The sequence below is a fragment of the Gemmatimonadaceae bacterium genome (genome assembly GCA_030647905.1).
GTDB lineage: Bacteria > Gemmatimonadota > Gemmatimonadetes > Gemmatimonadales > Gemmatimonadaceae > UBA4720.
In genome coordinates, this window is record JAUSJA010000025.1 from 38,162 (window position 1) to 52,393 (window position 14,232).

Annotated in this window: 10 protein-coding genes; 4 read left to right on the plus strand and 6 right to left on the minus strand. The window is 64.4% G+C overall.

From position 1 onward, the window contains the following. Positions 1-196: 196 nt before the first annotated feature. The 4 genes from Q7S20_04960 to Q7S20_04975 all read right to left on the minus strand — a co-directional run bounded on the left by Q7S20_04960 (position 197) and on the right by Q7S20_04975 (position 5,164). The gene (locus tag Q7S20_04960; GenBank protein ID MDO8501171.1) at positions 197-709 is read right to left on the minus strand and encodes a plastocyanin/azurin family copper-binding protein; all 513 of its coding nucleotides are present in this window, start codon (positions 707-709) and stop codon (positions 197-199) included. Positions 710-826: 117 nt separating this feature from the next. Further along, positions 827-1,477 carry a carboxypeptidase regulatory-like domain-containing protein gene (locus tag Q7S20_04965; GenBank protein ID MDO8501172.1) on the minus strand — a complete coding sequence of 217 codons (651 nt, stop codon included), beginning with the start codon at positions 1,475-1,477 and terminating at the stop codon, positions 827-829. Then, the gene (locus tag Q7S20_04970) at positions 1,470-2,870 is read right to left on the minus strand and encodes a sigma-54 dependent transcriptional regulator (protein MDO8501173.1); all 1,401 of its coding nucleotides are present in this window, start codon (positions 2,868-2,870) and stop codon (positions 1,470-1,472) included. Before Q7S20_04970 ends, Q7S20_04965 begins: the two co-directional genes overlap by 8 nt. Further along, on the minus strand, positions 2,846-5,164 hold the full coding sequence (locus Q7S20_04975; protein ID MDO8501174.1) for an ATP-binding protein: 2,319 nt from the start codon (positions 5,162-5,164) through the stop codon (positions 2,846-2,848). Before Q7S20_04975 ends, Q7S20_04970 begins: the two co-directional genes overlap by 25 nt. A gap of 508 nt (positions 5,165-5,672) precedes the next feature. Here Q7S20_04975 and Q7S20_04980 point away from each other — a divergent pair. Genes Q7S20_04980 through Q7S20_04995 form a run of 4 tightly spaced genes read left to right on the plus strand, consistent with a single transcriptional unit; the run spans position 5,673 to position 10,473 of the window. Next, positions 5,673-6,593, plus strand: a complete 921-nt coding sequence (locus tag Q7S20_04980) for a 4Fe-4S dicluster domain-containing protein (protein ID MDO8501175.1) — start codon at positions 5,673-5,675, stop codon at positions 6,591-6,593. Then, a complete protein-coding gene (nrfD, locus tag Q7S20_04985; protein MDO8501176.1) occupies positions 6,590-8,566 on the plus strand; it encodes an NrfD/PsrC family molybdoenzyme membrane anchor subunit in 1,977 nt (658 codons plus the stop codon). Before Q7S20_04980 ends, nrfD begins: the two co-directional genes overlap by 4 nt. Before the next feature lie 2 nt (positions 8,567-8,568). Beyond that, positions 8,569-9,012: a c-type cytochrome gene (locus Q7S20_04990; GenBank protein ID MDO8501177.1), complete on the plus strand. Its 444-nt coding sequence runs from the start codon at positions 8,569-8,571 to the stop codon at positions 9,010-9,012. Positions 9,013-9,069: 57 nt separating this feature from the next. Further along, on the plus strand, positions 9,070-10,473 hold the full coding sequence (locus Q7S20_04995) for a hypothetical protein (protein MDO8501178.1): 1,404 nt from the start codon (positions 9,070-9,072) through the stop codon (positions 10,471-10,473). Between the two features lie 280 nt (positions 10,474-10,753). Here Q7S20_04995 and Q7S20_05000 read toward each other — a convergent pair whose 3' ends face one another. Together Q7S20_05000 and Q7S20_05005 are read right to left on the minus strand one after the other, a co-directional pair. Then, entirely contained in the window at positions 10,754-12,457 is a 1,704-nt protein-coding gene (locus Q7S20_05000; GenBank protein ID MDO8501179.1) for a pre-peptidase C-terminal domain-containing protein, read from the minus strand. Positions 12,458-12,534: 77 nt separating this feature from the next. Continuing rightward, positions 12,535-13,755 carry a hypothetical protein gene (locus Q7S20_05005; protein MDO8501180.1) on the minus strand — a complete coding sequence of 407 codons (1,221 nt, stop codon included), beginning with the start codon at positions 13,753-13,755 and terminating at the stop codon, positions 12,535-12,537. Between the last annotated feature and the right edge of the window lie 477 nt (positions 13,756-14,232).

Genomic DNA, 14,232 nt, shown 5'->3' on the forward strand with positions numbered 1-14,232 from the left:
TAGTGGCTAATCGGCAGACGGCGCGCGCACGGAATCAACTCGACAGCGGATGTCTTTATTGCAAATGCTCAGGGTCGCTACATCGGCCACGTGTGTCACTACCGCGAGTGTCATCCGCGGCCGCTCTGCCGAGCACGACACTGCGGGGCGCTGACCCCGCGGTCGGGGGAATGGCGCCCCCGTATTGGGGAGGACGTCAGTGTTTGCCGAGCACAGTGAGGGACCCGCGCATGCCGAGCGCCTCATGTGGATCGCACACGAGCTCGTACGTCCCCTCGGTGAACCGCGAGTCTACCACGATGGTGTATGTCTGCCCCTTCGTGGTGAGATAGGGGCTGATGGCGGCGGCGCCGAGTTTCGCACCTTTCGGCTGCTTCTTGAAATGCACGTTGTGCATCGTCGCGGAGGCTTGTACGAACCGTAGCGTGTCGCCGCGGTGGGCCGTGAAATTCGCCGGCTCGAACGCGAACGGCATGGCGCCCGGTCGTTCGACAAACCTGACCACGATGACATGCGGCACCGGTGCGCCGGGTGCGACATTCTGCGCGCCGACCGGCAGCGCGAGGGCGAGGCCACTGGCGAGGCAGGCGCTGATTACGAAATGGATGCGAGAGATAGGTTCCTCCTCGAAACGCTTGATCGGCGAGACGCCTGATCGGTTGAAGGGAACGGACTTGGTCTCCCCCATGTGGAATGGAAGGTATGTCATGCCCACCACCTGTTCAATAGGCGTCGTCCTGAAGTTCGGTGCGGGAATCCACCACGGCAGGCGTTCCCCCGGTCCGGCAAACCTCTCGCGACGAATCTCCTGCTGCGCGCGCGCGGGTCACCTCCAGCGGTGCTGCTCCGCCGACCGCGGTTCCACCGGGAGGCCGTACTCCAGTGTCAGGTCGACGCGCACGGCGCCGTTGGCGGCAACTGAGACCACCTGATCCTGCGTCCGCAGTCGCCGATGCCAGGTGCGGAGGTGATAGGTACCGGGCGCCACGCCATCAAGCTTGAACCGGCCCTCGTCGTCCGTGACGGCGCGATACGGCGACGCCACCACGACGACATAGCCCACCATCTCCGGATGCACGTGACAGAAGATCACGTAGGCGCCTTCATCATCGAAGGTGAAGCTGCGCCGCTCACCCTGAGGGTACGTGCCGAGGTCGAAGCCGCCGCCGTGCCTGCTGGGGTGAAAGACGTTGTGCATCACGGGATCGCTGTTCGGGAAGGACACGGTCGACCCCGGGCTCACGGCGATGACGCGCGGCACGAACCGCAGGCCGCGTTGATCGATCTGGGCGCTTAGCGGTGCGATAGCCGGCACTCGGGCCGACGCGGCGCGAATCAGATAGACGACGACCCCACCCATTCCTGCGGCTGGAGCGGTGACCGTTCCGGAAACCATGCCGTCCTGCGCGGCCAGACGCGCGTGCGGGAGAAAGAGTGCGCCCGCGAGGACGACGCTCGCCATCAGGCGACTATTCATCAGACTCCTCCTTCGCGACCGCACCGTTGAGCTCCGCCAGCCACCGATGAAGCGTTCGCCGGCTGACGCCGGCCGCCACCGCCGCCCGTGACACGTTGCCGCCATTGACCTCGAGGAGCCGTCCCACGTAGGCGGCGCGGAAGTCGCGCAGTGCCTTGTCCTGGGCCTCCGAGTAAGAGAGCGGCCAGCTCGCGGGCTCGCCCTCGCGCAGCTTGACCCGTGGTTGGAGCGCGTCGTCGAGATCCTCCGGCGTGATCCGCCCATCGTTGTCCAACACGACGAGACGCTGCGCGGTGTTTCGCAGCTCTCGGACGTTGCCGGGCCACGGGTGCCGCTCGAGGATGGTCCACACCTCTGCCGTCACCTCGGGCGGCCAGCGGTGCGCGGTGCAGGCGAACTCCTCGAGGAAAGCGGTCATCAGGATACGCACGTCGCCGTGCCGCGCGCGCAAGGGTGGCAGGCTAAAATGGACGACGTTGAGCCGGTAGTACAGATCTTCCCGGAAACGGCCGGCGGCCACCGTCGCCTCGAGATCGTGATTTGTCGCTGCCACCACGCGGATGTCGAGGTTGATGAGCCGGGAGTCGCCGAGCCGGCGTATCTGTCGCTGCTCGAGCGCGCGCAGCAGCTTCGCCTGGAGACTGGTCCCGAGCTCGGCGATCTCGTCGAAAAAGACCGTACCGCCATTCGCCTTGGCGAGCAGTCCATCGGTGCGCTGAACGGCGCCCGTGAACGCGCCGCGCTCGTGGCCGAACAGCTCCGACTCCAGGAGCCCTTCCGGCATCGCCGCGCAGTCGACGGTGACGAACGGCTTGGCTTGGCGGAGCGAATGCGCGTGCATGAAGAGCGCCATGAGCTCCTTGCCGGTGCCGCTCTCGCCGGTGATGAGCACGTTCGCGTCTGTGGGCGCGACTTTCGCCGCCTGCTCGAGGAGCCGCTGCATGACCGCGCTCGAGCCGAGTATGCCGTCGCCGCCCTGGGCGAGCTCCACCTGCTGCCGCAGCGTGCGGTTCTCCACCGTCAGTCTGCGATAGCGCGCGGCGCGCTCGACGGCGACGAGAAGCTGGTCGGCGGTGAACGGCTTGGTGATGTAGTCAAACGCTCCCTCGCGGACCGCGGCCACTGCCGAGGGGACCGTGGCGAACGCCGTCATCAGGATCACGGGGCGCGTGCGGTCGTCGGCCACACCGGCCGCCAGGATGGTCAGCCCGTCGGCGCCGGGCATGCGCAGGTCGGTGATGATGACGTCCGGATCGACCTCCGTCGCCACCTGGCGGAAGCGCAGCGGCTCGGCGAGGGTCGTGCACCTGTAGCCCTCCCGGCTCAGGAGACGCTCGCAGTTCTCGAGCATCGCCTGTTCGTCGTCGATTACAAGTACGCGAGCTCGTTCCACGTTGCACCCATGGGTTGGAGGGGGATGGTGACGACGAACCGGCAGCCGCCGTCGGGCGGTGTGTCGACGGCGATGACGCCACCGTGGCGATCGACGATGCTGCGGCACACGGTGAGACCGAGGCCAGTGCCGTGCCCAGGTCCTTTCGTCGTGAAGAAGGGATCGAAGACGCGCTCGCGGAGCTCGGGAGCCAATCCGTGACCGGTATCTCGCACCTCAATCTCCACCGCTTCCCCGTCGGCGCTGCACCGGGTGGAGAGCGTCACGGTTCCGTCTGGCGGCGTAGCATCTGCCGCGTTGAGCAGCAGATTGACGATGACCGTTTCGATGGCCTTCTCGTACCCGATGACGTCGGGTACGCCGGGCTCGACATGGAGCTGCAGATGCAAACGGCGCATGGCCATTGTTCGGTTGAGGAGCGCCACGGTGCTTTCGGCAAGCGCGCCGAGCGCGACCGGCCCCGCTTCTCCGCGGTCGTCGCGCGCGAAGCGGAGCAGGCTCGTCGTCAGCTCTCGCAGCCGCGCCACGTGTTGCTGTAGCACGTCGAGGTCCGTAGCCAGCGGTGTGTCGCTCCACTTGTCCCGTACGTCGCGCTGCATGCACTCGATGCGGTTGCCGATGATGGCCAACGGGTTGTTGATCTCGTGCGCCAGCCCAGCCGCCATGACGCTGATGGCCGCCAGACGCTCGGAACGCCGCATCTGATCCTCGAGGCGGGACTGCAACCGGTTGTCGCGGACGATGAGGGAAGAGCCGAGCGCGCCACCGTCCACGCCGGCGATGAGCGTGGCCGTGAGACTGATCTGAATGGGCGTGCCGTCCTTGGCGAGCACTTCGGTGAGGAAGTTCACCACCGCGTGCTCCCGCTCCAGCTCGCGTCGCATCACCGCCTGCTCACGGCGGGCCCGCTCGCCGCTGGGACGGAGCACCGCGTTGATCTCCCGGCTGATGGCCTCCGACCCAGAGTAGCCGAGGAGCCGCTCGGCGCCGTCGTTCCAGATGGTGACGACGCCGGAGGGGTCGAGCCCAATGATGCCGTCGGCGGAATGCTTGAGAATGTCGGCCAACTCGGCATGGGTGTGCTCGAGCAGGCGCGTTCGCTCGGCGATGAGCGCTTCTCGCTGGGCGCGATGCCGCGCGACCTGCTCAGCCACCCGCGCGAAGTCATTCGCGAGATCCTCGAACTCGTCGTTCGTCTCGACGTTCGGCTGCCGCACCGGCTCGCCGCGGGCGAGCTGCCATGCGGCGTCGCGGATCCGGAAGATCGGTTTGGTGAACTCGTTCGCCGCGAGCATGGCGAGGCCGAGCACGAGCAGCGCCACCAAGCCGGCGGCGAGGAAAACAAGCAATACGAACGAGCGCGCTGGCGCCGCGACCGTGGCGATGGGCACCACGCGATAGAGCGAGAGTCTGGCCCCGGAGGGCGTGCCCAGCGAGAGAGGACGGAAACTGACCAGCTCCCGGTCGGGCGTCATCAACGTGCCCGCGCGCCCCGAGATGATGGCCGACGCGACGTCGTCCGGAAAGTCGCTGCGCACACTCAGCCGATCGTGCGCGGCCAGGAGGGTCGCCCAGTCGCGTTTGCGCAACGAGTGATAGAGAAAGTGTCCGTCGCCGTCGACGAGTCCGGTGATGCCGCCGAATCCCGCCGACGCATGATCGAGGTGCGAAAAGAGCGCCGAAGCGTACGCCTCGCCGACCACTGCGCCGCGGAATTCGCCGTTCGGCGCGTGCACGGGGAACAGGAGGGCTACGGCCGGCATCGGCTTCCGAAGCCCGGGTTCTTCGGGACCCGCCACCTCGATGGCGAAGAGCAGCCGCGTGTGCGGCCGCAGTGAGCTGGCGCGCCAGGCGTAGTACTCGCCCCCGTCCATCTCCTCGGCGTCCAGCGACGGACCCGACGCGCGAACGAGCAACCGGTAGCGGCCGTCGGCGTCGATGAGCTTCACCTGGTACAGCGTCGGCTCGGAGGCAAGGAGCGTCTTTACGACACGTTCGGCGTCCAGGCGCTCGCGCGGGGGGATGGCGCCGTCGTGGAGCAACGGCCCGAGCACGACGTTGGCGATGAGGTTCATGTGACCTTCCGCCGAGCTGAGAGAGAGCGCGGTCTCGGTCTCTGCCATCTCGAGGTCGTGCTCGAGCGTATTGCGCGCCGTGGCCTCGATCTGAAACACCGTCTCGCGAGCGCCGATGAACGACACGACGGCCAGCGGTCCAAGCGCCACGAGCGCGAATGCGATCGCGAGCTTGACGCGGATGCTCAACCGCGGAAACAGCTTGTTGACGTTGATCATCAACGGCCGTCGGTTGCAGCGGGGCGCGGTGCACACAGCATTTTAGGCACCAGCTCGGAAGGGGTTACTCGTCGGTACGTGGCGCGGTGGCGATTGGAAAGCCGGGAACACTGACATGATATCGGGTGAAGTGCCCTTCCGCGAGGACGGCGCATCACGCAGCGCGACGCGCCAGTCGTGACGCGGCAATCGTGATGGGCTGATCGCGACGCGGCGACGGTGCGCCACGCCCTGTCACAGTGCGTCACGAATTGTCCCAACGGCGAACGCAGCGCGGGCTTGACTGGGGACGCACGCTCAAGGTGCAACGCATTGTCCGGCCAGCGCTTACGCCATTGTGCGCCCGCCTGCCGGCTGACCTCGCACCGTGGCGCGGCACGTGCCTGTGTAGCGCTCAGCGGGGCCGCGCGTTCGCGTGACACCGCGGATCATCGTGGCTAACGGGGACGGAGGGGGGCGGGTGCCGGCACGACAGAACTCTGACGGAGGCGATCACATACCGATAACGATGCAGCGACGTGATTTCTTACGGGCCGGCTTGGTGGCGGCGGGCGGCGTGGTGGCTGGTGTGGGGGCCACGAGCTCGCTGAGGGCGGCCGATGTTGTGGACGGCGCGAAGGCGCCGGCGACGTTGACGCTCACCGCGGATGGAGAGTTGGTGGTGTCGTCGGCGCTGAGCGACGCTGGCACCAGGCCAACTTCCGACGAGGTGCGCCAAGGCGTGCCCGGACGCCGCTGGATGATGGTCATCGATCTCGCGGCATGCGACGGCTGCGGCAAGTGCACCAAGGCGTGCGCCAGGAGCCACTTCGTGCCGCCGGACCGGGAGTTCATGCGGGTGTTCTCGATGGAAGACCCATCGACCGCGGCGCCATACTGGTTCCCGCGGCCGTGCTTTCACTGCGACAACGCGCCCTGCACGCGCGTGTGTCCGGTTGGGGCCACGTTCAAGCGCCAGGACGGGATCGTGTTGATCGACAACGAGCGTTGCATCGGTTGCCGGTTCTGCATGGCCGCCTGCCCGTATTCGGTGCGCGCGTTCAACTGGAGCCGCCCCGACAATCCGCCGGCGGCCGTGGCGCGCGGTTACTCGCCGGAATGGGGGTATCCGCGGCGCGTCGGCACGGCCGAGAAGTGCGACTTCTGCGCCGACATGGCGCGCGAGGGCAAGCTCCCACATTGCGCCGCCCAGTGCCCCATGGATGCAATCTGGTTCGGCGATGAGAACGAGGACGCGGTGACGAACGGAAAGGGCGAGACGGTGAGGCTCTCCGCGCTGCTCCGCGATCGCGCGGCCTTCAGGTACATGGAGGAGCTCGGGACGAAGCCTCGCGTCCACTACCTGCCGGCGCACAACCGGCGCTACCCGGCGCCAGGTGAACCCGGCGCCAACACCGGTCACCAAACGAGAGGAGCCGAGCAGCCATGAACGCAATGCCCCTTTCCGATTTTCAGATTGAAACCGTCCCCTCGCTCGCACGTCCGGCGCGGCGCACGGTGACCGACGTCGAGCGGGATCTGCTGGCGACGCTCGATCCTTTGGGTGGCCGCGGCCGCCTCTGGATCGCGAGTCTGTTGGCCGTATGCGGCATCGCCTTCATCGCATGGATCCAACAGCTCCGCTACGGGCTGACCGTGACCTCGATGCGCAACTACGTGTCGTGGGGCGTGTACATGACGAACTTCGTGTTCTTCATCGGTATCAGCCACGCGGGCACGCTGATCTCGGCCATCCTGCGCGTTACGGACGCCGGTTGGCGGCGGCCCATCACGCGCATGGCCGAGGCGATCACCGTCATCGCGCTCCTCATCGGCGCGAGCAGCGTTGTGATCGACATGGGACGCCCCGACCGTCTTCTGAATCTGCTCATCCACGGCCGGCTACAGTCGCCGATCCTTTGGGACCTGGTGTCGGTCACGACGTACCTGACTGGGAGCTTCCTCTATCTGTACGTGGCGATGATTCCGGACATGCCGATGCTGGCAGAGCACGCTCGCGAGCGTGGTCGCTCTCCGAAGCTCGTGCGCCTGTACGAATTGCTGTCGCTCGGATTCAGGGAAACGCCTGCCCACCGGCGCCTTCTCGCGCGCGCCCTCGGCGCGATGGCCGTGATCATCATCCCGGTGGCTGTGTCGGTACACACCGTCGTGTCGTGGGTGTTCGGCATGACGCTGCGGCCAGGCTGGCACAGCACCATCTTCGGTCCCTACTTCGTGGTCGGGGCGATTTTCTCCGGCACGGCGGGGATCATCACGGCGATGATGATCTTCCGCCGCGCGTACCATCTCGAGCGCTATCTCCTGCCGGAGCATTTCCACAAGCTGGCGAAGATCCTGCTCGTCCTCTCGCTGCTCTACGCCTATTTCACGCTGAGTGAATACCTCACGGCGTGGTATGGCGGGCTCGAGTCAGATGCGCGGCTGCTCGATCTGCTCGCCGGCGGTACCGCCTTCGGCCGATCGTTCTGGCTCTGGGCAGCATTCGGCCTGTTCGTTCCGATCGGACTGCTGCTCTTCCCCAGCCGCCGTTCGCTGGGAGCGATCATGACCGCCTCGGTGCTCATCAACATTGGCATGTGGTGGAAGCGGTTTCTGATCGTCGTGCCGACGCTGGAGACGCCGTTCATCCCGGCGCAGGCGGCGGGGATCGCGCCGCGCTACTTCCCGAGTCTCGTGGAATGTCTGATCACGGCGGGAGCGTTCGCCGGCTTCCTGCTGCTCTTTACGCTGTTCTCGCGCCTGTTCCCGATCCTCTCGATCTGGGAGACCGTCGAGGATGCCGAGGAGGTGAAGCAGGCCACGGTTAGGACCGGCCACGCGCTCGCGGGAGCGGGACACGCACACGCACGCATGAGTCCGGCGACGCTCGGGATCGCATTGCTGCTCGCCGCCGGCGCTGCCGCGGCGGCACCCTGGTCGGCGGCGCACGCACAGACCGCGCAAGGCAAGGCGGTCATCGAATTGACGCGCACAACCGAGGGTGAAGAGGAGATGCTCGTGGCGAAGGTCACCGCCAACGGACTGCCGGTGAAAGGCGCCACGGTCGCCTTCTCGGTGAGGCGCACGTTTGGCTTGATGACACTCGGCGAGGATCAGACGCTGGACGACGGCACGGCGGCCGTGGCATTTCCCACAGCATTGCCGGGTGACGCCAAGGGCGAGCTGACGTTCCGTGTCGCGCTGCGATCGCCGCCGGAGCTGGACAGCTCGGCGGCTGACGTGAAGCTTGCCGGCGCGCCGGCCCGACCCTGGCCGTCCGTTCCGCCGCGCGCGCTCTGGTCGTCGCGCGTCCCATTGGCGATCCCGGCCACGTTCGCCTTCCTTGTGCTCTGCGTTTGGAGCACGTACGCGTTCGTCGTCAGACAACTGGCCGCGTTGCGCAAGCTGAAACAGGAGAGTTGAAAATGTCCCTGAAGCACAGAGTCGCTAATTCCGTCGTGCGTGCCCTCGCCATTTCCGCCGCACTCGCCCTGATATCGTTGATGGCTTCCACGCCGGCCCAGGCGCAGGGGTCAGGGAACGCGAAACCGTGGGTCGCGCCACAGCGCGCGAGCCAACGGGCGAACCCGCTCCCGCCGACGGCCGACGCCTTGAAACGCGGCCGCAATCTGTTCCACCGCGACTGCGAGCAGTGTCACGGGAAGGCCGGCCACGGCGACGGACCGCTGGCAGTCTCGCTGCTGCCGCGCCCCGCCGACCTCGCGCCGGCGCGCGTGCAGTCCCAATCCGATGGCGCGCTCTTCTGGAAAATGTCGACAGGCCGAGGCGTGATGCCGAAAGTCACGCTGAGCGAGAATGAGAGGTGGGCGTTGGTCAACTACCTTCGCACGCTGGCGGCACAACGGTAGGAAGGCGGGTCGCACAGGATTGCACGCAGACCCTTCACAATTCAGCTCAAAGGCATAATGACCGGCCACCGACTTGATCCATGCTGTTCCAGCAGTCATCGCCCAGTAGTCATCACCCACGGTGCGCCAGCAGGCGGCTCACCCTTCCCGGAGGATTTACGTATGCAGATACACTGTCTTGGCAACATTCTTCGCCGCCGGTGGATTCTCGCTCTGGTCGCGGCGGGCCTTACAATCATCCCCGCCAACAGCTACGCGTTTCCCGCATTCGCGCGCCAGACCGGACTGGCTTGCTCCTCGTGTCACTTCCAGAAATACCCCGCGCTCACCGCGTTCGGCCGGGCATTCAAGGCGAGCAGCTTTACCATGATGGGCGCTCAGGAGACGGTCAAGGGCGAGGGGCTGTCTCTGCCATCAGTTCTGAACGGCAGCATCTTCTTCAAGATCCGCTACCAGCAAACCAACGGCACCGAAGTTCCCGGGGAGCGCACGACCAACACCGGCGAGCTCCAGTTCCCTGACGAGTTTGCGCTGCTGCTGGGCGGGCGCGTGGGCGAACATGCCGGCTTCATGATCGAAGGCCAGCTGGCCGACGCCTCGGCGCCCTTTGTTGCCGGCTTCAAGATGCCCTTCACCTTCATGTTGGGTACCACCAGCATTCGGGCCGATGTTATTCCCTTCACCACCGACGCACTGGGCGTCGCCTACGGCTTCGAGCTGCTGAACACCGGCGCCGTGCGCAACGTCCGCGTCAACGAGAATCGCAACGCGATTTCGGCGCAGCAGTACATCGGGACCGCTACGGCGGCCGAGGGCATCGCCTTCGTGCTCGCCGACCCAATGTGGTTCGTCAACGTGACCAGGTGGTCGCCCAACCACTTCGCTGGCGCCGGAGGGGTGGCAAATGGCGCGCCCACCGCGACGTATCTGCGTGCGGCGTTCACGCCGACCGTGGGCCAGTGGGACCTGGGCATCGGGATTCAATCGTGGAGCGGTTCCGCAGGGACGGCCAATGAGGATGGAACGGGAGTTGACATCTTCGAAACCAGCGCCCTCGCGTTTGACGCTCAGGCTCAGGGCGCGGTCGGGGGACTGCCGCTGGGGGTCTATGTTACCCACGGCAAGTCCGACGCGAGCGCCCCGGGCGCAGACAAGAACCTGTTCAACTCGAGGACGAGAGACCGTTCCGCTTCGACGGTGACGGCCGAGCTAGGCGTCACGAAGAATCCCCACCTGACGGTGCTTGGCGCGTATCGCAACGCTGACAACGGTCGCGCCGAGGCGAACAGCACTGACAACGCATTCACCTTCGGCGTGAATTGGATGGTCGCGCAGAATGTCGGCCTGCACTGGATTTTCAACAAGTTCACCGGCAGTGCTTATGACGCAGGGCAAGGACCGATGAAGCCCGGCGGTAGCGGCAACATGTTGAACACGTTGATGCTCTCCGCAGGGTTCTGATCGACTTGGACAGATAACTGGGCTGGCCTTCCGACTCCCTACGGACCAGCTGTTCCGCATGGGGTCGGAGGGCGAGCGCCACCGGTCCGGCAGAATGTAGTAGTTGGTTAGTGTATTGCCCTGCTTCGGGAGCAGGAGGTCGCTGGTTCAAATCCAGTCGCCCCAGATTGCAGCTGAAGAGGAGAAACTATTTTCTCATGTAGCCCAATCAGATGCTCCGCTCTCTAAAGAACGAGCGTCGCGGCGCCGATGCAAGCAATTCGGATGATCATGGCGCTCTCTATTGAATCGTTAGTGTGTATGCTCCCACCGCCGTCGTCGGGACAGAGCGGGTGAAGATCGCGTAGTAGTTCGTCTGCGTGACAGTGAACGTGATCCGCGAATCCTTCGTTGTCGCATCTATGTTGTCGTTCTGCGCCATGACCAGTCCGTCGAGTCGAACGAGCTGCAGGAATGAATCCAGTGTGGTCGACGTCATGTTGATCGTGATCGACGTGCCGGCTTTCAGAAAGATGTAATAGCGGTCGGAATAGATTGGTGTCGCAGCTGCGTCGGCGAGATTGCAATCCGTCGTAGCGGTATTCTGCGTCGTCGTAATGTTCCTTACAACAAAGACCTGCTCGCAGTTGGCTACGTCGGCCGGGGCAGTCGTCGAAGTGATCGTGTAGTCTCCCACCACGAGCGAGTCGAATGTGTTCGGAGCCAGCAGATAGTTGCCCGCAGGCAGGAGCGCCTTGATGCCGGAGTTCGTCCCTGTCTCGAGTTCATCGTCGTTCTCGCCGATGGTCGTTCCATCGGGCATTGCCAGATGGAGGTACGTGTCGAAGCCTGCCGACTGGCGGAAAAAGTACGCTCCCGCCTGCGGAACGCTGGTGGTGAAGAAGTCGACGAAGCTGCGGTCCGGGAGCTGACAATCGCTCGACGAAAGCGTGCCGCTGCTGCTGGTCCCGAACGTGTGTGTCGACCGGACGGTGCAGAGGCTGGAGATGGCTCCGGCAGTGAACGTCACAGATGGAAGACCAGTAACCGTGGCAGACAACGAGTTCACCCCGGCTGAATTGCCAAGAGTCCAGCTGCCCACGGTAGCCACGCCGGCCGCATTTGTCACGGCCGTCGCACCGGTGATCGACCCGCCGCCAGACACGACCGCAAAGCTTACGGATATTCCGGACTTCGGGTTGCCGTAAGCGTCCTTTACGATGACAGACGGAGGAATCGGGACTGCGCTGCCAGCGGCGGCGGTCTGATTGTCGCCTCCATTTTTTGCGAGTGAAGCCGCAGCTCCCGCGGTGGATATCGCCGTGAAGGCAACGCTATCGAGTGTTCCGGAAGTTGCGTTGAGAACGTTCGCTCCTGCTACCGGGCCAAGCGTCCACGAGCCGACGGTCGCAATGCCGGAAGCGTTGGTGGTGACTATCGCTCCGGTAACTGATCCACCGCCGCTGACTACCGCGAAGGTCACGGATACGCCGGACTTCGGGTTGCCGTTAGCGTCCCTTACGATGACAGAGGCAGGAATCGGGACTGCACTTCCAACTGCAGCAGTCTGATTGTCGCCTGCATTCCTGGCGAGTGAAGCCGCAGCTCCCGCGGTGGATGTCGCCGCGAAGGCAACGCCATCGAGTGTTCCGGAGGTTGCTCGGAGGACGTTCTCTCCTGGCACCGGGCCAAGCGTCCACGAGCCGACGGTCGCAATGCCGGATGCATCGGTGGTGATCGTCGCTCCTGAAACCGATCCACCGCCGCTGGCTACCGCGAACGTTACCGTCGCGCCACCCATCGGTGACCCGTTCTGGTCTTTCACGATGACGGAGGGCGGCGGCGTGACGACCGCGCCTGCAACCCCGGTGACGGAGGTCGAGGAGTTCGCTGCAAGCGTCGTCGCAACCGAGACCGAGGGCTCCGTTGTTGACTCGCCTTTGCAGCTGATGCTGGCGACCAGGAGAAAAGCGGAGGCTAGCCGGGTCGCACGGACAGAAAGCATTCTCACGCGGTCCGCGATCGGTGCCTCTTCCTCATGACTCGAGCTGCGTATCCCGCGTTTGCCGTATGAACCGGCTCCTAACACAACGGCGAAAAGCAGAACAGTGGACGCTTCCCGACCCCACTCCTCGTGTCCCCGTCGGGCTCGGTCAATGCCAGCAGAACGGTGTTACTGAAGTCCGACCAGGCGGCCTGACCGTAGACGTTGTGGTACCGGACGCGTGCTCTTACCAGATCGCCGATCCTGAAGTCGACGAAAGGAGTCTGACTGGCGCCGGGACCGGCTACCAGCTCCGTCTTGTGATAGACGAAGGAATCCGACCCGGGCGCCTGCACCCAGAACTCCGCCTCGGCTCCCCACGCTGCGGTCGTGTTATTCCATCGAAGCTTTGCCTGTCCGTCCGCGGAACCCACGACCTTCAGGCCAGTCGGTATGTCAGTCAGGGGGTTCGCGTAGGTCTGACCTGCCGGCGTCAGGCTCCCATCCTCATTCGCCAGATAGTTAGCCTCGCCAGCCCACGATTCGTAGCTCCAGTAAACGGCCTCATTGATTCTAGGGTCCCTCATGAGGCGACCCATCGCCTGCTTCAAGTATTCCTGATACTGCGGCGCGGATATCTTCCAGCGGTGAAATGCCCATGCGCCGAGTACCATGTTCGCGCCGTGGGAGACGGACCAGGTCGCCAACTTGTCGACCCTCGACCACCAGCCGTCCACATCGCCAACGTCGAACGGCAGCCCGAAATCGTGGAACCGCCATTCGTCAACGGATGGCGCCGCTCCGAAACGCTGCACATACGCGCTGTAGAACTGATCGGCATAGCCGACCGAGTGCATGCGTACGCGGCATGGCTCTTCTACCGGCTCCGGGCAACAGCGGTCATTCGGCTCCGCAAAGCCGGCGGGAGAGAACCGTGCTGTTGGATCCGCGCCGCGCACTGTCGTGACGAAGTAGTGATAGATACCCGCGTACTCGTAGGCCGGGATGCAATACTGGTCAGGCTCATCGCCGTTGATATAGAGCCGGCCGGGGTTGGCCCTCGCGAAGTCCAGAACGGGCTGTTCGGGCCATAATCCGCCGAATTGCCGGTTTAGCCGAGTGTCGAGAGCGAAGTTTTGCGTCTGGATCGGACTGGAGCTGTAGTTCCGCGACCACGCGACAAAGAACTTGTTGAATGGGACGTTATCGGTCCGCGCGACACTCGGGAGCTTGGGGCCTGTGGGTTGGAGCTTGGGGCCTGTGGGTTGTTGATCGGCGCACCCGGACAGGATTACGCATAGGAGTGCTGCGGGGATCATCGCGGATCGAACGCATTTCGACCGCAATAACTTCGGGTGATGCATAGCTATCCTCTGAGTCTGCCATAGAAACGGCCGACCGTCACTGTAGTTCTTACGCTTGAGGTGAGTGCGCCCAAGCTAAGAGGGATTTTCGATCTTACAAGGCTGGATTACGACACGTATTTGTGCATCCGGTCAGGAAGAACGATCCAGCGTTCATGAATGCGCTTGAAGGGTTATCTGGGAATCGCCTGGCGCGCGAAATTCTGACAACGGCAGAGCTCGATTTGCGAATGTTCCAGCAGCTTTACTTTTAGTGATTCAGGATGTGTTCGATCGACCATACCGGTGCAAACTAGCTCGGGACATTGCTCAACGGTCGGATATGTCGAACCGAGCCCTTTACAGAAGATTGCGAGCTATCGGATGAAGAAGGGTCAAAGGAAATGTATCGCGCGGACATGGCTAACAGAGCTCTTACTCATCAGAAACGCG

Excerpts from the sequence above, each read along its gene's own strand:
- Q7S20_04960 (MDO8501171.1), bottom strand. The coding sequence starts at position 709 with ATGACATACCTTCCATTCCACATGGGGGAGACCAAGTCCGTTCCCTTC.
- Q7S20_04965 (MDO8501172.1), bottom strand. The coding sequence starts at position 1,477 with ATGAATAGTCGCCTGATGGCGAGCGTCGTCCTCGCGGGCGCACTCTTT.
- Q7S20_04975 (MDO8501174.1), bottom strand. The coding sequence starts at position 5,164 with ATGATCAACGTCAACAAGCTGTTTCCGCGGTTGAGCATCCGCGTCAAG.
- Q7S20_04980 (MDO8501175.1), top strand. The coding sequence starts at position 5,673 with ATGCAGCGACGTGATTTCTTACGGGCCGGCTTGGTGGCGGCGGGCGGC.
- nrfD (MDO8501176.1), top strand. The coding sequence starts at position 6,590 with ATGAACGCAATGCCCCTTTCCGATTTTCAGATTGAAACCGTCCCCTCG.
- Q7S20_04990 (MDO8501177.1), top strand. The coding sequence starts at position 8,569 with ATGTCCCTGAAGCACAGAGTCGCTAATTCCGTCGTGCGTGCCCTCGCC.
- Q7S20_04995 (MDO8501178.1), top strand. The coding sequence starts at position 9,070 with ATGACCGGCCACCGACTTGATCCATGCTGTTCCAGCAGTCATCGCCCA.
- Q7S20_05000 (MDO8501179.1), bottom strand. The coding sequence starts at position 12,457 with ATGCTTTCTGTCCGTGCGACCCGGCTAGCCTCCGCTTTTCTCCTGGTC.
- Q7S20_05005 (MDO8501180.1), bottom strand. The coding sequence starts at position 13,755 with ATGATCCCCGCAGCACTCCTATGCGTAATCCTGTCCGGGTGCGCCGAT.